The organism is Streptomyces sp. NBC_00353 (assembly GCF_036108815.1).
Taxonomy (GTDB): domain Bacteria; phylum Actinomycetota; class Actinomycetes; order Streptomycetales; family Streptomycetaceae; genus Streptomyces.
In genome coordinates, this window is the sequence record NZ_CP107985.1 from 6,049,079 (window position 1) to 6,068,194 (window position 19,116).

The 19,116-nt window shown below is 70.4% G+C and carries 14 protein-coding genes and 1 tRNA gene; 6 read left to right on the plus strand and 9 right to left on the minus strand.

From position 1 onward, the window contains the following. Positions 1-117: 117 nt before the first annotated feature. From OHA88_RS27420 to OHA88_RS27435, 4 genes are all read right to left on the minus strand, one after another. Complete coding sequence (locus tag OHA88_RS27420) at positions 118-1,092, minus strand: ribose-phosphate diphosphokinase (protein ID WP_030976866.1); 975 nt, start codon at positions 1,090-1,092, stop codon at positions 118-120. 120 nt (positions 1,093-1,212) lie between these two features. Continuing rightward, positions 1,213-2,661, minus strand: a complete 1,449-nt coding sequence (gene glmU, locus OHA88_RS27425; RefSeq protein WP_328627453.1) for a bifunctional UDP-N-acetylglucosamine diphosphorylase/glucosamine-1-phosphate N-acetyltransferase GlmU — start codon at positions 2,659-2,661, stop codon at positions 1,213-1,215. Positions 2,662-2,770: 109 nt separating this feature from the next. After that, positions 2,771-2,842: transfer RNA gene (locus OHA88_RS27430), tRNA-Gln, on the minus strand. A 10-nt stretch (positions 2,843-2,852) separates the two neighbouring features. Then, positions 2,853-3,728 (minus strand): hypothetical protein, encoded by an 876-nt coding sequence (locus OHA88_RS27435; protein ID WP_328627454.1) that lies wholly within the window; start codon positions 3,726-3,728, stop codon positions 2,853-2,855. A 155-nt stretch (positions 3,729-3,883) separates the two neighbouring features. Between OHA88_RS27435 and OHA88_RS27440 the strand changes: the two genes are divergently transcribed. After that, entirely contained in the window at positions 3,884-5,200 is a 1,317-nt protein-coding gene (locus OHA88_RS27440) for a sensor histidine kinase (protein WP_328627455.1), read from the plus strand. Positions 5,201-5,271: 71 nt separating this feature from the next. On the opposite strand, the gene OHA88_RS27445 is transcribed toward OHA88_RS27440, so the two are convergent. Continuing rightward, a complete protein-coding gene (locus tag OHA88_RS27445) occupies positions 5,272-5,826 on the minus strand; it encodes an SUKH-3 domain-containing protein (protein WP_328627456.1) in 555 nt (184 codons plus the stop codon). A gap of 10 nt (positions 5,827-5,836) precedes the next feature. Beyond that, positions 5,837-6,361, minus strand: coding sequence for a YwqJ-related putative deaminase (locus OHA88_RS27450; RefSeq protein WP_326629686.1), 525 nt, complete (start codon positions 6,359-6,361; stop codon positions 5,837-5,839). Positions 6,362-6,650: 289 nt separating this feature from the next. On the opposite strand from OHA88_RS27450, the gene OHA88_RS27455 reads away from it, so the two are divergent. The 3 genes from OHA88_RS27455 to OHA88_RS27465 all read left to right on the plus strand — a co-directional run bounded on the left by OHA88_RS27455 (position 6,651) and on the right by OHA88_RS27465 (position 11,331). Continuing rightward, complete coding sequence (locus OHA88_RS27455) at positions 6,651-7,628, plus strand: SMI1/KNR4 family protein (RefSeq protein ID WP_267004761.1); 978 nt, start codon at positions 6,651-6,653, stop codon at positions 7,626-7,628. A 5-nt stretch (positions 7,629-7,633) separates the two neighbouring features. Then, a complete protein-coding gene (locus OHA88_RS27460; RefSeq protein WP_328629809.1) occupies positions 7,634-10,243 on the plus strand; it encodes an SUKH-4 family immunity protein in 2,610 nt (869 codons plus the stop codon). Between the two features lie 194 nt (positions 10,244-10,437). Beyond that, positions 10,438-11,331: a cellulose-binding protein gene (locus OHA88_RS27465; protein ID WP_328627457.1), complete on the plus strand. Its 894-nt coding sequence runs from the start codon at positions 10,438-10,440 to the stop codon at positions 11,329-11,331. Between the two features lie 77 nt (positions 11,332-11,408). Here OHA88_RS27465 and OHA88_RS27470 read toward each other — a convergent pair whose 3' ends face one another. From OHA88_RS27470 to OHA88_RS27480, 3 genes are all read right to left on the minus strand, one after another. Further along, the gene (locus OHA88_RS27470) at positions 11,409-13,037 is read right to left on the minus strand and encodes a sodium/solute symporter (protein ID WP_328627458.1); all 1,629 of its coding nucleotides are present in this window, start codon (positions 13,035-13,037) and stop codon (positions 11,409-11,411) included. Beyond that, positions 13,034-13,528, minus strand: coding sequence for a DUF485 domain-containing protein (locus OHA88_RS27475; protein ID WP_328627459.1), 495 nt, complete (start codon positions 13,526-13,528; stop codon positions 13,034-13,036). Before OHA88_RS27475 ends, OHA88_RS27470 begins: the two co-directional genes overlap by 4 nt. Before the next feature lie 140 nt (positions 13,529-13,668). Next, a complete protein-coding gene (locus OHA88_RS27480) occupies positions 13,669-15,276 on the minus strand; it encodes an MFS transporter (protein WP_328627460.1) in 1,608 nt (535 codons plus the stop codon). A gap of 433 nt (positions 15,277-15,709) precedes the next feature. Between OHA88_RS27480 and OHA88_RS27485 the strand changes: the two genes are divergently transcribed. Together OHA88_RS27485 and OHA88_RS27490 are read left to right on the plus strand one after the other, a co-directional pair. Further along, the gene (locus OHA88_RS27485) at positions 15,710-16,498 is read left to right on the plus strand and encodes an ABC transporter ATP-binding protein (protein WP_313937674.1); all 789 of its coding nucleotides are present in this window, start codon (positions 15,710-15,712) and stop codon (positions 16,496-16,498) included. Next, entirely contained in the window at positions 16,495-19,080 is a 2,586-nt protein-coding gene (locus OHA88_RS27490) for an ABC transporter permease (protein WP_328627461.1), read from the plus strand. Before OHA88_RS27485 ends, OHA88_RS27490 begins: the two co-directional genes overlap by 4 nt. The last annotated feature ends 36 nt before the right edge of the window (positions 19,081-19,116 follow it).

Here is a 19,116-nt window from a genome sequence, read left to right on the forward strand (position 1 = left end):
AGAGCGCGTCGATAACGGACCGCCGTACCCATGAGTACGGCCTCCCTCGCCGAGCAACTCGCTGAGTCTACCCGGCGGGGAGGCCGCACCCAAAGTGGATCTTTTGCGCAGTGCTGCTTACTGCTCCTCGAAGAGGCTCGTCACCGAACCGTCCTCGAATACCTCACGCACCGCACGCGCGATCGTCGGCGCGATCGAGAGCACCGTGATCTTGTCGAGCTCCAGCTCGCCCGGGGTCGGCAGGGTGTCCGTGAAGACGAACTCGCTGACCTTGGAGTTCTTCAGCCGGTCCGCGGCCGGGCCGGAGAGCACACCGTGCGTCGCCGTCACTATGACGTCCTCGGCGCCGTGCGCGAACAGGGCGTCGGCGGCGGCACAGATGGTGCCACCGGTGTCGATCATGTCGTCGACCAGGACACAGACCCGGCCCTTGACGTTACCGACGACCTCGTGGACCGTCACCTGATTGGCGACGTCCTTGTCGCGGCGCTTGTGGACAATCGCCAGCGGGGCGTCCAGGCGGTCGCACCAGCGGTCGGCGACCCGCACACGGCCGGCGTCCGGGGAGACGATCGTCAGCTTCGACCGGTCGACCTTGGCACCGACGTAGTCGGCGAGGATCGGCAGCGCGAAGAGGTGGTCGACCGGGCCGTCGAAGAAGCCCTGGATCTGGTCGGTGTGCAGGTCGACGGTGAGGATGCGGTCGGCACCCGCCGTCTTCATCAGGTCGGCGACCAGACGGGCCGAGATCGGCTCGCGGCCACGGTGCTTCTTGTCCTGACGGGCGTAACCGTAGAACGGCACGATCACCGTGATCGAACGGGCCGACGCGCGCTTCAGCGCGTCCAGCATGATCAGCTGCTCCATGATCCACTTGTTGATCGGAGCCGTGTGGCTCTGGATCAGGAAGCAGTCGGCGCCGCGGGCGGACTCCTGGAAGCGGACATAGATCTCACCGTTGGCGAAATCGAAGGCCTTCGTCGGCACGAGGCCGACACCCAGTTGGTGCGCAACCTCCTCGGCCAGCTCGGGGTGGGCGCGGCCGGAGAAGAGCATCAGTTTCTTCTCGCCGGTCGTCTTGATCCCGGTCACAGCACAGTCTCCTCAGACGTGTTCCTGGCGCTGCACGCATGTGTCCCGATGTGCAACGAGCCAGCCGAAATGGGGTGAGCATCTATCACGGTACGCCGTGCGCGGCGCACCCGTTTCCGGTCAGCTTTCGCTGTCGGCCTCCTGTGCAGCGGCCTGAGCCGCCTGTGCGGCAGCGCTGCCCGGACGCTTACGGGCCACCCAACCCGCGATATTCCTTTGCTGGCCGCGGGCGACGGCCAGCGAACCGGGCGGCACATCCTTGGTGATCACCGAGCCGGCGGCGGTGTACACACCGTCCCCGATCGTGACGGGCGCCACAAACATATTGTCCGAACCGGTCCGGCAGTGTGAGCCGATCGTCGTGTGGTGCTTCGCCACACCGTCGTAGTTCACGAAGACACTCGCGGCACCGATGTTGGTGTGATCGCCGATCGTCGCGTCGCCGACATAGCTCAGGTGCGGCACCTTCGTGCCCTCGCCGACCGTGGCGTTCTTCATCTCCACGTACGTACCGGCCTTGGCCCTCGCGCCGAGCCTGGTGCCGGGGCGCAGATACGCGTAGGGGCCCACCGTCGAACCCGGGCCGATCTCCGCCCGGTCCGCGACCGAGTTGTCGACGCGCGCGCCCGCGTGGACGGCGGTGTCCGTCAGCCGGGTGTTCGGGCCGACCTCGGCGTCCTCGGCGAGGTGCGTGGTACCGAGCAGCTGAGTACCGGGGTGCACGATCGCGTCCGGCTCGTACGTCACCGTGGCGTCGATCACCGTCGTCGCCGGGTCCACGACGGTCACGCCGGCCAGCATCGCCCGCTCCAGCAGCCGCTGGTTCAGCAGGGCGCGGGCCTGGGCGAGCTGCACCCGGTTGTTGATCCCGAGGATCTCGCGGTGGTCGGCCGCGACCGAGGCGCCGACGCGGTGCCCGGCCTCGCGCAGGATGGACAGCACATCGGTGAGGTACTCCTCGCCCTGGCTGTTGTCGGTACGGACCTTGCCGAGGGCGTCCGCGAGCAGTCGCCCGTCGAACGCGAAGACGCCGGAGTTGATCTCACGGATCGCGCGCTGGGCGTCGGTGGCGTCCTTGTGCTCGACGATCTCGGTGACCGCGCCGCTGGCGGCATCCCGGACGATCCGGCCGTAGCCCGTGGAGTCCGGGACCTCGGCGGTCAGCACGGTGACGGCGTTGCCATCGGCCGTGTGGGTGACGGCGAGCGCGGTGAGCGTCTCGCCGGAGAGCAGCGGGGTGTCGCCGCAGACGACGATCACGGTGCCCTCGACGGTGCCGCCCAGCTCTTCGAGACCGACGCGCACGGCGTGGCCGGTGCCGCCCTGGACGGCCTGGTAGGCGGTCCGCACCTGGCTGTCGACGGTGGCGAGATGCGCGGTGACCTGCTCGCTCGCATGACCCACGACCACGACGAGGTGCTCGGGGGCCAGCTCGCGGGCGGCGGTGACGACATGTCCGACGAGCGAACGCCCGGAGATCTCGTGCAGAACCTTGGGAGTCTTCGACTTCATGCGGGTGCCCTCACCCGCTGCGAGGACGACGACGGCTGCCGGGCTGTTGACGCTCACAGAAATGCCCCTCGGCTTCGGGTGGTGGACATCCGAAGGATACCGGGGGCGTACGGGGCGGACATGGGTGCGGGCCCTGACCGTGATGGTCAGGGCCCGCACATCAAGGCTCCCCCGCCAGGACTCGAACCCGGACAAATAGCACCAAAAGCTACTGTGCTGCCAATTACACCACGGGGGAATAAAGCCAACTAATCAGACATTTCCGTCTGACTGCTGGAACGGCACCCCAACACTATGCCGTACCAAGCCCCTTCCACGCGACGGTAGAGGTCGGCGCTCTTGGATACGTAGATGATCAAGCAGCCTCGGTAGCTCTCTGCGGTGTTCTTCCGGGTCGTCCTCGGGTTGTGCTTCTTCAGGGTCGTCTTCTTGAGTGCGGAAGTGGGGATCCCTGCCAGCTCTGCCCAGAACCGCTCTGCTCCGGGGATGTCTGCCGACTCGTGGATGCTCACCCGCATGCGCATGCGGTCCTGTGTGACTCCCAGCAGGTCGAGCCAGCTCAGGTACAGCCTGATCACGTTCGGATCGCTGTTGATGAACTGGAGGCACTCTCGTCGGCTGTACGTCTTGTCCTTGGCGCCCTCGGCCCAGTAGAGAGTCACGCCGGCAAGGAAGAGTTCCCGGTCCGACAGTTCACCCACGGCGTCGCGTGCGAGGCGTTTGGTTTCCGCTCGCTCCTTGTCCCGTGAGGCGCGCAGGTCGACCAGGCCGGCGTTCATGAGAGCAAGGTGTTCCGTGGGTGTGTAGTGAGGCTCCGGCTTGGGCAGATCCCGCACCCACAGCGAGATCGAGCTCTTCGAGCAGCCCAGTTCCACCTGTATCCGGTCATAGGTCATGCCCTGGTGCCTCAGCTCCCGGGCCCTTTCCCGCAGGTCGTCCTTGGCGTTCGGGCGCTTCGTCCACTCCGGGGCGGGCTCACCCTTCACGAGGCGGTGCAGGATCTCGTTGTTGTGGACGTGGAGGCGGTCACGGATCTGCCGGAGGCTCAAGCCCTCGCGGCGGAGGGCGACCGCCCGCTTGCGGAGGTCCTCGAAGTCGGCGTACTTACTGGTGATCTCCGTCATGTGACAAGCGTTGTCCGGAATGCGAACGTCCTGGTCAAAAGGTTGGCTGATTCGCTATTTCAGGCGGTTGTCGACCGTTTCGGCTCCGTCCGAACCCGGCGCGTGCTGTCCAGGTCGCCCGAAAATGAGATGCGTCCGCCCGTACGCTGGATGCCATGACCGCAACGGGGGAACACCGGGAAGGCGCGGGATCGACCACTCGCGGCTATTGGTGGTGGGAACGACGGCGCAGTGTCGCCCTGGACGTGGGGCTGGCGCTCCTGTCCGCGCTGGAATGCGCGTTGGAAGGGGTGAATTTCGCGGGGGACGCCGGGCTGCCGGTGCCGCTCGGGGTCGTCTTCGGGCTGCTCGCGGGTTCCGTGCTGGTGGTGCGGCGGCGCTGGCCGATCGCCGTGGTGCTGGTCTCGATCGCGACGACGCCCGCCGAGATGGGCTTCCTCATGGGCCTGGTCGGCCTCTACACGCTGGCCGCGTCCGACATACCGCGCAGGATCACCGCGGTGCTGATGGGGATGTCCCTGGTCGGGACGTTCATCGTCACCTACGTACGGCTGCGGCAGAGCGTCTCTGTGCACGCCGGGAACTTCGGTCCCGGCGACTGGTACGTGCCGGTGCTGTCCCTCTTCATGTCGCTGGGGCTGACGGCCCCGCCCGTGCTGTTCGGCCTCTACATAGGAGCGCGGCGCCGGCTGATGGAGAGCTTGCGGGAGCGGGCGGACTCGCTGGAGCGGGAGCTGTCGCTGCTTGCCGACCGGGCGGAGGAGCGGGCCGAGTGGGCGCGTACGGAGGAGCGGACCCGGATCGCGCGGGAGATGCATGACGTGGTCGCGCACCGGGTCAGCCTGATGGTGGTGCATGCCGCGGCCCTGCAGGCCGTCGCTCCGAAGGACCCGGCGAAGGCGGTACGGAACGCGGCGCTGGTCGGTGACATGGGCCGGCAGGCCCTGACCGAGCTGCGGGAGATGCTGGGCGTGCTGCGCACGGGTGATCCGATGACGGCCCGGGGCGCGAGGGTGCCGCTGGCCGCGGTGGGCCAGGCGGCGGCCGCGGCTGCTGCGGCGGCCGCGGAGGACGGGCCTCGGCTGCATGAGGTGGAGGCGCTGGTCGGGCAGTCCCGGGCGGCGGGGATGACGGTGGAGCTGTCGGTGGACGGTGAGGCGCGTCCGTATGCCCCCGAGGTGGAACAGACGGCGTACCGGGTGGTGCAGGAAGCCCTGACGAATGTCCACAAGCATGCGGCGGGTGCGAAGACGTGGGTGCGGCTGGCGCACCGCGGTTCGGAAGTCGCGATGCAGGTGGAGAACGGTCCGACGGACGGCGCGACGGCGGACGCGGGGTTGCCGAGCGGTGGCAACGGTCTGGTGGGGATGCGGGAGCGGGTGCTCGGGCTGGGGGGAGTGTTCGTGTCGGGCCCGACGGATGCGGGGGGCTTCCGGGTTTCGGCGGTGCTGCCGGACCAGCGCACCGTGTGACCGGGCCGGCTCGGCTCTTCGGCCTTGCTTGTCCTCGACAGTCGGACGGGCCTGATTGCCCGGAACCCTCCTCAGCCCGAAGTCAGCCGTTCCGGCTGGATCCCTCCGACCAGCATTGCCAGCGCCTCGTCGATGCTCGCGCCCAGGTACCAGTCCCCGGTGTGGTCGATGCTGTACACCCGTCCTTCGGTGTCTATCGCGAGGACGGCCCGTCCGTCGTCTTCCTCGCCGAGTGGGCTGACCTCGGTCTCCAGTGCCCGCCCCAGGTCGCCGAGCGTGCGGGCCAGGTGGAGTCCGCTGAGCGGGTCGATGCGCACCGAGGCCGGTGCGATCTGCCGGCCCGGTGCGGACGCGGTGATGTGCAGTCCGCCGAATTCCGCCCACGCCTCCACGGCCGCCGGGAAGACTGCGTGCTGATGTCCGGCGGGTGAGGTGTGGGCGCGCAGTGCGTCGGCCCATTCCTCCGCCTGCCGGATGTCCCAGCGGCCCGGCTGCCAGCCCGCGGAGCGCAGGGCGGCATCGACGGCGACGGGGAAGCGGGTGCCGGCGGCGCGGTCCGTGTGGGCCGTACGGTCGGCCTGTCCGGGAAGGCCGGGAACGGGGTGGTCGTCGGTTCGGTCGTGCATCGGCGCGCGATCAGCCCTTCTCGGCGGTGGTCGCCGCGCTGGTGGTGGTGAGGTCGACGGGACGTACGCCGAAATGGGCGAGCATCGCCGTACAGGAGCGGCAGGGCGGTGCGTAACTGCCGTGCATCGGGTCGCCGTCCTCGCGGATACGCCGTGCGGTGAGCCGTGAGTGCTTCAGTGCGCGCCGGGCCTCGCTGCTGGTCAGCGGCTTGCGCTGGGCTCGTTTGGATCGGTCGGCCTCGGCGGCGGTGAGTTGACGGGAGAGCAGTATCGCTTCGGGGCAGCGGCCGGTGAAGCGTTCGCGCTGGCTGCTGGTGAGGGTGTCGAGGAAGTCCTGTACCAGCGGGTGCAGTACGGGTGGCTGGTCGCCTTTGCCGGCCGTGCAGGTCAGTGTCTCGCCGCGGACGGACAGCGCTGCGGCCACGGCCGGCAGGATGCCGTCGCGGCGGTGGAGCAGGCGAGGTGTGCGGCTGGTCTCGGTGCTGCTCCAGCTGAGGCGCGGATCCCCGGATGTGACTGTTTGTGCTGTGTGCATGGTGCGGATGTCCCTCCCGTGCAATCCCCCGAGTTGCGGTGACAGCCTGCCAAATGTGCCAGGTGGTGGGGAAGCTGGGTCGGTGAAACGTGTCTGCGTGTCGCCGAAGGTGGCCTGACCGACGCTTGTCCGTCACTCAGTTGTGACGGTTGGTGATCGAATCGGAGGGGCGCGCGGGGGTGAAGTGGAGTGGCGAGACCGCCTGTTGCGCCACCGCATAGGCTGTGCTTGGACCGTCCCCATGGGCAGGTCGGTCCTCATCAGACAGACGCAGCAGGGGGCAACCGCCATGACGACAGGTCGGCTCGGGCAGCAAGCCGCGCCACCGAACGCGGCCTACGCCGGGCAGGTCGTGCACTTCCCGGATCCGGTCCGGGCGTCCCGCCACCCCAGGGGTGTGCGCGTGGACGAGAACGGCTGCCCGGTTTTCACGCCGTACGCACGGGCCGCCGCCGAGATCGCGGAGCCTCCGCAGGGCTTCGGCGTCGATGAGCTGCGGCTCACCGACTATGTCTCGGCGAACGCGGCGTTGGCGGCGACCGGCCATGAGCTGTGGGACACGATTCCGCCGGTTGCCACTCCGCACGGCTGGACCTGGCACCACGTGCCGGGTGGCCGTCGGATGGAGCTCGTCCCGGTCGAGGTCAAGGCGCTGCTGCGGCACCACGGTGGTCTCGCCACCACTCCGGTCGACCAGAACAAGCGGGGCACGCGTCCGCTGCAGGAGACCCGGCCCGCGCATTTCCGGCTCCCGAAGGGGGCGGTGGCGGTCAGTGAGCAGCAGATCCTGGGTGTCGAGGAGGACCTCGGTTACCGGCTGCCGGGCGCGTACCGCTCGTTCCTGAAGGCGGCGGGCGGTTCGGCCCCGGTGGGTGCGGCGCTCGACGCGGAGCTGGGTCTCCTGGTCGACCAGCCGTTCTTCACGGTGCGCGAGGAGGCCGCCGTGAACGACCTGGTGTACGTCAACAAGTGCCTGCGGGATCATCTCACCAAGGACTACCTGGGGGTTGGCTTCGTCCAGGGCGGCATCCTCGCGGTGAAGGTCCGGGGCGACGGTGTCGGCTCGGTCTGGTTCTGCGCGTACGACGATGCCAGGGACCGGGACGGCTGGAGTGTGCAGGAGCGCGTGGACCGGTTGCTGTTGCCCTGCGGTGCGGACTTCGACGCCTTCCTGCAGCGGCTGGCGGGCAATCCGCCGGAGCTGGAGACCGTGGCAAACCTGATGGTGGACGGCGGCTTCGCGTACGTCGTCCCGGTGGAGGGGTGAGCGCGATGGTGACCTTCGCGCAGGCGCAGGAGCGCGCGGAAGAGTGGGTCAACGGTGATGTGCCCGCGTACCAGCATCGCGAGGTGCGGGTACGCGAGTTCGAGCTGGGTTTCGTGGTGTGGGCCGAGGACCGTGCGGAGGGGCCGGTCTCGGACGGCGGCCGTCAGCGGCTGGTGATCGCTCGGGACAGCGGTGAGGCCACGCTGTGGCCCGCGCTGCCGGTGGGTGAGGTGATCCGGCGGTACGAGGAGGAGTACGGCGCACTCGATGCGGCCCCGGCTGCTCCGGAGCCGCCGCAGCGTATCGATCTGAACCAGACGTCGTTCCTGCTGAGCCCCCCGGAGTGGCTCCAGGAGGCGGCGGACAAGCTCGGGATTCCGGATCAGCGGGCGGAGCGGTCCGAGGACGCGCGCCCCGCTTCTCCCCCCTCTCCCTCTTCTTCTCCTGCTGCTGCTCCCGAGGCCGTGGGTGGACCCGGGCTGCCGTCCGGCGGGACGCCGTGGTCCGGCGCCGGTGCGCAGGCCGCGTACGAGCCCACCGCTCAGGACGGCGTTCCGGCCGCCGCGCCGAATGTGCCGACGGGGGCCGCCCCGTGGGCGGGGACGGACACCAACGCGGACTCCGACGACGGGGCGGTCGCACTGCCGGCCACCGTGTTCGCGCCGCCGCTCTCGGGTGCCGATGACGACGGCACCCCGCCGCCGGCGGTGTCGGCGGAGGCGCCGACCGCGCTGATGTCCGGCGGCAGCCGGCTGCCGCGGACGGCGGTCGTTCCGGGGCTGCCCCCGCAGGGGCCGGGCGCGCCCGGCCCTGGAGCTCCGGTTCCGGGTACTCCTGGTGTTCCGGGGAGCGGTGACATCGCGGATGCGGCCACCAGTAAGGCCGTGATGCCTCCGCGCGGTGCGCGCGGGGGCGGTTCGACGACTCCGCCGCCGCCCGGCGCCCCCGGTACGCCGGGGGTCAGGCCGGGTGCGCCGGTGCCGCCGCCCTCGGGCCCGGGTACGCCCGGCGTTCCGGCGGGCGGTTACCTGCCGACGCAGCTCGTCTCGCAGGTCGGCCCGCCCGGTGCGCCCCAGCCGCCCGGTCCGCCCGGCCCGCCCGCGCCTCCCGGTCCTCCTGGTGCGACGCCGCCGCCCGGTGGTGGCTTCGACCACGCCGCGACCATGCTTGCCGACCCGAGCGGTATGGGTGGCCCGAGCGCGCCTCGGCCGTCGGGGCCGCCCGGGGCGCCCGGTGTGCCGCAGCCTCCCGGTCCGCCCGCGCCTCCCGGTCCGCCTGGTTCGACACCGCCGCCCGGTGGCGGGGTGCATCAGGCCGAGACGATGTTCGCCGACCCGAGCGGTATGGGTGGCCCGAGCGCGCCTCGGCCGCCGGGGCCGCCCGGGGCGCCCGGTGTGCCTCAGCCTCCCGGTCCGCCCGCGCCTCCCGGTCCGCCTGGTTCGACACCGCCGCCCGGTGGCGGTGCGCACCATGCCGCCACGATGCTCGCGGGCCCCGGCCAGGCCGGGCCGTCCGCGCCGCAGCCGTCCGGTCCGCCCGGAGCCCCCGGTATGCCGCCGGGCGGCGCCCCCGGTCCGGTACCGCCGAATCCGCACACTCCGCCGCCCCCGGCGTACGGCTATCCGCAGGCGCCGGCAGGTCAGCCGACCGTCGGCCCCGGCTACCAGGCGGTCCTGCGCTTCCGTGCGCCCGATGGCAGCGAGCAGCAGCTGATCCGTCGCTCGGCGCCCGGCACCCCGCATCCCGAGTGGCAGATGCTGCACGAGCTGCGGGCCATGAACGTGCCGCCGCAGCAGGTCATCGAGCTGCACACCGAGCTGGAGTCGTGCGAGCTGCCCGGTGGCTACTGTGCGCGCATGATCCGGGAGACCTGGCCGCAGGTACGGATCACCAGCGTCGCCCCGTACGGCACCGATCACGCCAGCCGTCAGCAGGGCATGCAGCATCTGCTCACGCATCAGGGCGAGTTGCACCAGGTCGCGGACGGTCCGGCGCGTCCGGCTCCGGTAAGGGCTCCGCTGCCGCAGATGCCGCCCGCGATGCCGATCCCGCCGGAGGCCATCGCGGAGGAGCTGCTGCAGTCCTTCGGGCCGCAGGGTGTGCTCCGTTTCGACCAGCGCGCGGTGTCCCGGCAGGGGGTGCCCGAGGTCGTGGCGCGGACGCTGGTGTGGGCGGGGCTGCCCGCCGATTTCGGGCCGTTCTTCTGGGCGCAGCCGGGTCAGCCGGTGGTGCCGACGCTGGCCGAGCTGGCCGCGCAGCGGCAGGTGCAGCCGGCTGCTGACGCGGGGGCGTACCTCGTCATGGGGTCCGACTTCGGCCGGGCGATCTGTGTCCAGTACGGCACGGCGAACATCGTGGCCGTGCCGGTCGAGGCCGGTCCGGGCGGGCAGCCGGTGCCGCCGCAGTTCGTGAACACCGGGCTGCCGGAGTTCACCCGTTCGATGGCACTCCTGGGCCGGATGTGGCGGCTCCGCTTCGGCCTCAACCCGGAGCAGGCCGGCCGCTGGACAGTCGATTTCCAGGCGCAGCTGGTGGCACTGGACGCGGCGGCGCTGGCGTCGCCGGAGAGCTGGTGGTCGGTGCTGCTCGAGCAGATGTGGGACGGGCTGATCTGACCTGATCCGACCGGCCGCGTACGAGGCGCCCGGACCCCTGTCGGGGTCCGGGCGCCTCTGTGTCTGTGAACGACCGTCTTGTGACACCCGTCGCTTCCGTCCGAAAAGTACCGAAACGATTCCGACTTCTCTGCCAATTGCCGCATCCTTGACGTATTGCTTGGGGGTCGGAGAGCTCGGAGAAAGGCTTCAGGATGAGTGCTGCACCGGTGTCCGCGCACGGCTTTGTCGTGGTGCGTGGGCGTGGCTACCGCCCGGAGCAGGTGGACGGGACGGTGACCGGCCTGTCGGCGGAGCGGGACGAGGCCTGGGAGCTGCTGGCCCGGCTGACCGCGCTGGCCGAGGAGCTGGAGGCCGAGTCCGCCCGGCTTGCCGAGGTCGTTGCCACGCTCGCCCCGCAGACGTACGTCTCGCTCGGCGAGCGGGCGCAGGAGATGCTGGCGCTCGCCGAGGCGGAGGCGGAGGCCGTGCGCGGTGCCGCGCTGGAGGAGGCTCAGGCGCTGCGGGACGCGGCGGACGCGGCGGCACGCGCGTTCCGCGGCACGGCCCGCGCGGACTCCGAAGCCATGCGGGCGGCCGCCGGGGCGCACGCCGACGAGACGGTGTCGTCGGCGCAGCGGAGGGCCGACGACATGGTTGCCGCGGCTCTCGAGGACGCCGGAGAGGTACGCGACGAGGCGCAGGCCGCGGTGGCCGAGACGCGCCGCCGCACGGCGGCCGTGCTGGCGAACCAGGAGCAGGAGCACACCGAGCGGTGGAAGGCGGCCGAGCGGGAGCTGGCCGATGCCGAAGCGGCGCAGGCCGCGCACCACGATGCGCTGACCGAGCAGGCGGAGAATCGCCTGGCCGAGGCGCGGCGGGCGCTGGCCGAGGAGCAGGAGGCCGCGCGGCACGGCCAGGAGGACGCGGAGGCGCAGGCCGCGGAGCTGATCACGGCGGCGCGGGTGCGCGAGGAGCGGGTGGTCCGGGAGACCGAACGGATCCTGCGGGAGCACGAAGAGGGCCGCGAGGAGGTCCAGGCGCACATGGCGCACGTACGGAACTCACTCGCGGCTCTCACCGGGCGTGGGGCTACGGCGGAGAGCTGAGCGTCGCGGGACCGGGCGCGGCAGGACAGGACCGGGCGCATGCGCGGTCCGTGGCCCTGAGCGGCTGCGGCCCGGTCCTACCCCGCCCGGCGCGCCGTTGCCGGGGGTGCGCCCGCCAGGATCCACGGCTCCTCGGCCTCGTACAGCCTGCGTTCCTCGGCCGCCGTGTGCCCGCCGAGCACCGTTCCCAGCCAGCCCGCCAGGAATCCGACCGGGATCGACACGAGCCCGGTCGTGGTGAACGGGAACCAGTTGAAGTCGCGTCCGGGGAAGACCGACCCGGGCGAGCCCGAGACCAGATTGGTGCCGGTGATCAGCACCAGCACGGCAACGGTGCCGCCGATGAGGGTGGACAGCAGCCCCGTGCGGGTGAAGCGCCGCCAGAACATGCTGTAGACGAGCGCCGGGGCCAGCGCCGACGCCCCGATGCAGAAGGAGAGCGTCACCAGCGCCTGGACGTTCCAGTGCCGGGCCAGTACGGCGAGCGTGATGGCGACCAGGCCGACACCGACCGCGGCCGCCTGCGCCGTGCCCATCTCGATGCGGTCCGCGACCGGCTCCTTGTCCCGGTCGCGGATCCCGTGCAGCCCGTGGGCGAACAGGTCGTGGGCGAGAGAGTTCGCGCAGGCCAGGATCATTCCGGCGACCGAGGCGAGCAGCGTCAGGAAGATGGCTGTCGTCATCATGGTGACAACCAGCGCACCGAGCTCGCCGGTGCCCGCGACCGCGCCGCTGACCTGCAGGATCGAACCGTTTCCCTGCGCTCCGGCGGCCACGATGAGGCTGTGGCCGACCAGTGCCGCCGCACCGAAGCCGATCACGGTGAGCAGCAGGCAGAGACCCACGACCACCGAGACCGCCCAGGAGAGTGAGCGGCGGACGGCCTGTGCGCTGCGGGCGCTCGACATGCGCATGGTGATGTGCGGCAGACAGGCGGCGCCGAGGACCACGGTCAGCTGGGAGCTGACCATGTCGAGCCCGCTGCCGCCGAACTGCAGGCCGGAGCGGAGATACGCCGCTCCGGCGCCGCTGCCCTGCTGGGCGGCTGCGAGCAGGGCACCGGTGGACCAGTCGAAGCGGTTCATGACCAGTGCGGAGATGGTGAGGCAGGCGGCCACGAGGACGACCGTCTTGACGATCTGGATCAGGGCGGTGCCCTTCATCCCGCCGATCGCCGCATAGCTGATCATCACGATGCCGAGGACGATGATCGAGCCGGTACGGAATCCTGAGCTGTCGAAGCCGAGGATGAACGCGAGCAGATCGCCACTGCCTGCCAGCTGCACGACCATCAGCGGAACGAGTGCGGTCAGGGTGACCCCGCAGGCGGCGATGCGGACCGCGCGGCCGGGGGCGCGGCGGGTGAGCATGTCGCCCATGGTGAACCGCCCTGCGTTGCGCAGCGGTTCGGCCAGCAGGAACATCAGCAGGACCAGGGAGAGGGCGGTGCTCAGGGCGAGGACGAGCCCGTCGTAGCCGGTGAGGGCGATGACTCCGGTGGTGCCGAAAAGGGTTGCGGCGGAGAGGTAGTCGCCGGCGATGGCGAGGCCGTTGCGTACCGGGGAGAGCGAGCGGTAGCCGGTGTAGAACTCGTCGAGGTCGTCGCGGTCCGGGCCGGTCATCACGCAGAGCAGCAGGGTGACGGTGGCCACGGCGATGAACGCCACCAGGGACATCGTCTGGGCGGACTCGTCGAATCCGTTCATCGGGTCCCTCCTGTTCTGCGGAGTTCGGCGGCGAGCGGGTCGACCGTGCGCCGGGCGGTCCGCTCGTAGAGGGCGATCGCGAGCAGGGTCACCGGGAGTTGGCACAGACCGAGTGCGAGGCCGATGGTGAGGCCGCCGCCGACGGGGTGGGTCATCAGCCCCGGGGCGAAGCCGGACAGCAGGAGGAAGAGGGTGAAGAAGCCGAGTGCGGTCAGCGTCGCGCCGCGCCGCAGGATGCGGTAGGCGCCGCGCAGCCGGCGCAGATCGCTGTGGTGGCCGGGTGCGGGGACGGGCGTGGTGGGCGGGCTCGGCCAGCGGGGCGGGGGAGCGGGTGTGGAGCTCTGCCAGGGGAGGAGGAACGCGGGGTCGTGCGGAGGCTCGTACCGGGGCCGGTGGGTCGGCTGCGGCCGTTGGTGACGGGGTTGGTACGGGGGACGGTGCGGCGGTTGGGGAGGCTGGCGCTCAGGGGAGGGTGCAGGTTCGTACGACATCTGGATGCTGCTCCTTGCACGGCTTCGGGCCCGGGGACGGGCTGCAAGGGAGAAGCGCGGGTGCGCTGCTGGATGCGCGTACGTTACTCGCGAGTACAGCGACTGGGGAGGGGTTGGTCCGAACTACCTGCGGTAACTCTTCAGTTGTCCAGTCCTGTGTCAATTCCTGAGGCCTTCAGGACCCGGTTTCCGGCATCGCCGCCGGCCTCCTCGGCGCCCTCGGTGAGGATCGGGAAACGGCGTGGCGCCACGAAGACCAGCACCAGAAGAGCCACCGCCGCGGCCGCTGCGGCCCCGAGGTAGACCTGGTCGACGGCCGCGTCGACGGCCCGCCGCAGATAATCCGCCCCGGCGGCGGAGAGCGCTCCCGGGTCGTCCAGTGCGTGCGAGATCGCATCCAGGTCCCCGGGCAGCCCGGGGACGGGCGCGTCGGCGAGCCGGGACGCGAGGACGCCGTTGGCGACGGCCCCGAAGAGTGCGGCGCCCAGACTCTGGCCGACCTGGCGGCAGAAGAGTACGGAGGCGGTCGTCGTACCGCGTTCGGACCAGCCGACCGTGGACTGGACCCCCACGATCAACGGGAGTTGGAACAGCCCCAGCGCCGCACCCAGCAGCAGCATGATCAGGGCCGGCTGCCAAGGCTCGCCGGGATAAGGCAGCAGCGGGAAGGACAGCAGGATCAACAGGGTGCCGCTCATACCGATGATCGCGGTGCGGCGGAACCCGATGCGGTTGTAGACCCGGTTGGACAGGGCCGCCGACACCGGCCAGCTCAGCGTCATCACGGAGAGCACGAAACCGGCGGCGATCGGCCCGAGGCCGAGGACCGACTGGGCGTACGTCGGCAGGAAGACGGTCGGGGCGACCATCAGCAGCCCCATCGCCCCCAGGGCCAGATTGACCGAGGCGATGGTCCGCCGCCGCCACACCCAGCCAGGGATGATCGGGTCGGCGGCGCGTCGCTCGATGACGACGGTCAGTGCGGCGAGCGCGGCGCTCGCGCCCAGCAGGCCGAGCGACGGCGCCGACAGCCAGGGCCAGCCGACACCGCCCTGCACGAGCGCGGTCAGCAGCAGGACGCCGGTCGCGAAGACGGCGAGGGCGCCCGCCCAGTCGATACGGAGCCGGGGTGCGCCTGCGGTGCGACGGGCTCGGGACGGTTCATGGAGGTGGCGTACGACCAGCCAGAGCGCGACCGCCCCGATCGGCAGATTGATCAGGAAGATCCAGCGCCAGTCGGCGTACGTCGCGAGCAGCCCGCCGACCACCGGTCCTGCCACGGCGGACGTGGCCCAGACGGTGGACAGTCTGGCCTGGATCCTCGGGCGTTCCTTGAGCGGGTAGAGGTCGGCGGCGATGGTCTGCACCGTGCCCTGCAGCGCCCCGCCGCCGAGCCCCTGGACGACACGGAAGGCGATCAGGGCGGCCATGTTCCAGGCGGCGGCGCAGAGGACCGATCCGGCGAGGAAGAGGATGATGCCGGCGATCAGGACCGGCTTGCGGCCGAAGGTGTCGGAGAGCTTGCCGTAGACCGGCAGGGTGACCGTCACGGCCAGCAGGTAGCCGGAGAAGAGCCAGGAGAAGACGGCGAACCCGCCGAGATCGCCGACGATCTGAGGGACCGCGGTGGAGACGATGGTGCCGTCGATCGCGGTCAGGGCCATGCCGAGCATCAGCGCGGCCACGACGCGGCCGCGGCCGCGTCGTGCGGTGGGGGAGGGTGCGGGGGCCGGTCCGGACCCCGACATCGCTTCGGTATCGCCGCCCGCGCCGCCCACAAAGATTCCTTCCCTATGCACGTACTTTCCCGGGGACACTGTCTCACCCGTTGCCGTGCCAGGACACCGGAACAGCCACGGCTGCCTGCGACCGCCCATGGGCGGAGACCCCTGAGATCCGGCTCCACCCATGGGCGGAGACCCCTAGGGGTAGCTCCTTACTTCCGGCCAGGGGCGGTTCCTCCCGGCGGAGGACGTGGCGGAGGGGTCCCGTTCCTTAGCGTGTTCCTACACCGCGATTGCGGCTGACCGCAGGGGGCGGGGTGGGGAAAACCCCACCTGAAGACTGCGCTGGGCACCAGCGCGCCGATCGCCGTCAGGCCCCAGACTCAGTACGTACACAACGACGCACTCAGTACGTACACCACGACGTCCAGGCATCGACCGACATAGGAGAATTACCGTGACAACGGCTGTAACCATTCCCAGGCACGGGGGCACTGGAGGGCGTACGGCCGTCGCTGCGCGAGCGCGCCAGGTCGTCAAGGCGTACGGAGCGGGGGAGACCCGGGTCGTCGCGCTCGACCATGTCGATGTGGACATCGCCCGCGGGCAGTTCACGGCGATCATGGGCCCGTCCGGCTCCGGCAAGTCGACGCTGATGCACTGCCTGGCCGGTCTGGACACGGTGACCTCGGGCGAGATCCACCTGGACGAAACCGAGATCACGAAGCTCAAGGACAAGAAGCTCACCCAGCTCCGCCGGGACCGGATCGGCTTCATCTTCCAGGCGTTCAACCTGCTCCCGACGCTCAACGCGCTGGAGAACATCACGCTGCCGATGGACATCGCGGGCCGCAAGCCCGACGCCGACTGGCTGCGGCAGGTCGTGGATACGGTCGGTCTCGCCGAGCGGCTCAAGCACCGCCCCACCGAGCTCTCCGGCGGCCAGCAGCAGCGCGTCGCGGTGGCCCGGGCGCTCGCCGCCCGCCCGGAGATCATCTTCGGTGACGAGCCCACCGGGAACCTGGACTCGCGGGCCGGCGCCGAGGTGCTGACCTTCCTGCGCAAGTCGGTCGACGAGCTGAACCAGACCATCGTCATGGTCACCCACGACCCGGTGGCCGCCTCCTACGCGGACCGGGTGCTGTACCTCGCGGACGGTCGCATCGTCGACGAGATGCACAACCCGACGGCCGACCAGGTCCTCGACCGCATGAAGGACTTCGACGCGCGCGGGCGGACGTCATGACCGTCTGGAAGACCTCGGCGCGCAACTTCTTTGCGCACAAGGGACGGATGGCGCTCTCCGCCGTGGCGGTCCTCCTGTCGGTGGCGTTCGTGTGCGGCACGCTCGTCTTCACCGACACGATGAACACCACGTTCGACAAGCTGTTCGCGGCGACCTCGGCCGATGTCACCGTCAGCCCCAGGACCGCGCAGGGCGCCGACGAGATGCCGCAGAACGGCAGGCCCGTCTCGCTGCCCGCCGCAGCAGTCGAACGGGCCAGGAAGGCGGACGGGGTGAAGACCGCCGAGGGCGCGGTCACCAGCATGTCCGTCACCGTCGTCGACAGCCACGACAAGAACATGGGCTCCTCGACCGGCGCCCCGACGATCGCGGGCAACTGGACGCAGAACGACCTGCGTTCGATGGAGATCACCTCCGGTCACGCACCGCGCGGACCGACCGAGGTCATGGTCGACGCCGACACCGCGGACAAGCACCACCTGAAGATCGGTGACGAGTTGCGCACCATCGCCGTCACCGGCGACATCAGGGCGAAGATCAGCGGTATCGCCTCCTTCAAGGTCACCAACCCGGGTGCGGCCGTCGTCTACCTCGACACCGCCACCGCGCAGGCCAAGCTGCTCGGCAAGCCCGGTGTCTTCACCCACATCTCCGTCACCGCCGAACCCGGTGTCAGTGACACGCAGTTGAAGAAGAACGTCGCCACCGCCCTCGGTGACAGCGCCGCGTACAAGCTCCAGACCCAGCAGGAGGCCGCGGACGCCAACAAGGACTCGATGGGCTCCTTCCTCGACGTGATGAAGTACGCGATGCTCGGCTTCGCCGGGATCGCCTTCCTCGTCGGCATCTTCCTCATCGTCAACACCTTCTCGATGCTGGTGGCCCAGCGCACCCGTGAGATCGGCCTGATGCGGGCCATCGGCTCCAGCCGCCGGCAGGTCAACCGATCCGTGCTGGTCGAGGCGCTGTTCCTCGGCTCGGTCGGCTCCGTCCTCGGCGTCGGTGCCGGAATCGGTGTCGCCGTCGGCCTGATGAAGCTCATGAACTCCATGGGCATGAACCTGTCCACCGAGGACCTCACGATCGCCTGGACTACACCGGTGCTCGGCCTGGCGCTCGGCGTCATCGTCACCGTCGTCGCCGCGTACGTCCCGGCCCGCCGGGCCGGGAAGATCTCCCCGATGGCCGCCCTGCGCGATGCCGGCACCCCGGCGGACGGCCGCGCCGGCCGGGTAAGGGCCGTGATCGGTCTGGCCCTCACGGCCGCCGGTGCCGCCGCCCTGTACACCGCGACGCAGGCCGACAAGGCGAGCGACGGATCGCTCTTCCTCGGTGTCGGTGTGGTCTTCACCCTGATCGGCTTCATCGTGATCGGCCCGCTGCTGGCCGGTTTCGTGGTCCGGGCGCTCAGCACGGTGGTGCTGCGGATGTTCGGCCCGGTCGGACGGATGGCGGAGCGCAACGCGCTGCGCAACCCGCGGCGTACCGGAGCGACCGGAGCGGCCCTGATGATCGGCCTCGCGCTGGTCGCCTGCCTCTCCGTCGTCGGCTCGTCGATGGTCGCCTCGGCGACCGAGGAGCTCGACAGGTCGGTCGGCGTGGACTTCATCGTCCAGCCGAGCGGCAACCCGCCCCAGCCGATCGTGCCGCAGGCCGCGAAGGCCCTGGAAGCCGTCCCGGGTATTGAGCACATCACCCACTACAAGTCGGTCAGCGCCGAGCTCACCGCCCCCGACGGCGCGGTCGAGGACGAAGGTGTCGTCGCCGCGGACCCGACGTACAGGGACGACTTGCGCCGCGAGACGGTCTCCGGGAACCTGGCCGACGCCTACGGCAAGGACGCCATGTCGGTCGGCGACGCGTACGCCACCCGGCACAAGGTCGAGGTCGGCGACCGGATCACCGTCGCGTTCAGGGACGGCGGGACGGCGAAGCTGAAGGTCGCCGCGATCACCTCGGACGACACGAACGTCGACAAGGGCGCGATGTACACCAACATCACGACCGCCGAGAAGTACGTCCCCGCCGACAAGATGCCGAAGAACATGCTCATGTTCGCCGAGGCGCAGGACGGCAAGGAGAAGGAGGCGTACGCCGCCCTCAAGGACGCCCTCGCCGCGTACCCGCAGTACACCGTGCAGAACCAGGCCGACTTCAAGCAGGACCTGAAGGACCAGATCGGCCAGCTGCTGAACATCGTCTACGGCCTGCTGGCGCTCGCGATCATCGTCGCGGTGCTCGGTGTGGTGAACACTCTGGCCCTGTCGGTGGTCGAGCGGACCAGGGAGATCGGCCTGATGCGTGCCATCGGCCTCTCCCGCCGCCAGCTGCGCCGCATGATCCGCCTGGAGTCGGTGGTCATCGCCCTCTTCGGTGCCCTGCTCGGCCTGGGCCTGGGCATGGGCTGGGGCACGGCCGCGCAGAAGCTGCTGGCCCTGGAAGGCCTCGGCGTGCTGGAGATTCCGTGGCCGACGATCCTCACGGTCTTCGTCGGCTCGGCCTTCGTCGGCCTGTTCGCGGCACTGGTCCCGGCGTTCCGGGCGGGCCGGATGAACGTGCTGAACGCGATCGCCACCGAATAGCGGCCGCGGAGATCCACGTAGGATGACTGGTCCGGC

What these genes read in the sequence shown, in the direction of transcription:
- OHA88_RS27435 (WP_328627454.1), bottom strand. Translation starts at nt 3,728, where the DNA reads ATGACGGAGATCACCAGTAAGTACGCCGACTTCGAGGACCTCCGCAAG.
- OHA88_RS27440 (WP_328627455.1), top strand. Translation starts at nt 3,884, where the DNA reads ATGACCGCAACGGGGGAACACCGGGAAGGCGCGGGATCGACCACTCGC.
- OHA88_RS27445 (WP_328627456.1), bottom strand. Translation starts at nt 5,826, where the DNA reads ATGCACGACCGAACCGACGACCACCCCGTTCCCGGCCTTCCCGGACAG.
- OHA88_RS27450 (WP_326629686.1), bottom strand. Translation starts at nt 6,361, where the DNA reads ATGCACACAGCACAAACAGTCACATCCGGGGATCCGCGCCTCAGCTGG.
- OHA88_RS27455 (WP_267004761.1), top strand. Translation starts at nt 6,651, where the DNA reads ATGACGACAGGTCGGCTCGGGCAGCAAGCCGCGCCACCGAACGCGGCC.
- OHA88_RS27460 (WP_328629809.1), top strand. Translation starts at nt 7,634, where the DNA reads ATGGTGACCTTCGCGCAGGCGCAGGAGCGCGCGGAAGAGTGGGTCAAC.
- OHA88_RS27465 (WP_328627457.1), top strand. Translation starts at nt 10,438, where the DNA reads ATGAGTGCTGCACCGGTGTCCGCGCACGGCTTTGTCGTGGTGCGTGGG.
- OHA88_RS27470 (WP_328627458.1), bottom strand. Translation starts at nt 13,037, where the DNA reads ATGAACGGATTCGACGAGTCCGCCCAGACGATGTCCCTGGTGGCGTTC.
- OHA88_RS27475 (WP_328627459.1), bottom strand. Translation starts at nt 13,528, where the DNA reads ATGTCGTACGAACCTGCACCCTCCCCTGAGCGCCAGCCTCCCCAACCG.
- OHA88_RS27480 (WP_328627460.1), bottom strand. Translation starts at nt 15,276, where the DNA reads ATGTCGGGGTCCGGACCGGCCCCCGCACCCTCCCCCACCGCACGACGC.
- OHA88_RS27490 (WP_328627461.1), top strand. Translation starts at nt 16,495, where the DNA reads ATGACCGTCTGGAAGACCTCGGCGCGCAACTTCTTTGCGCACAAGGGA.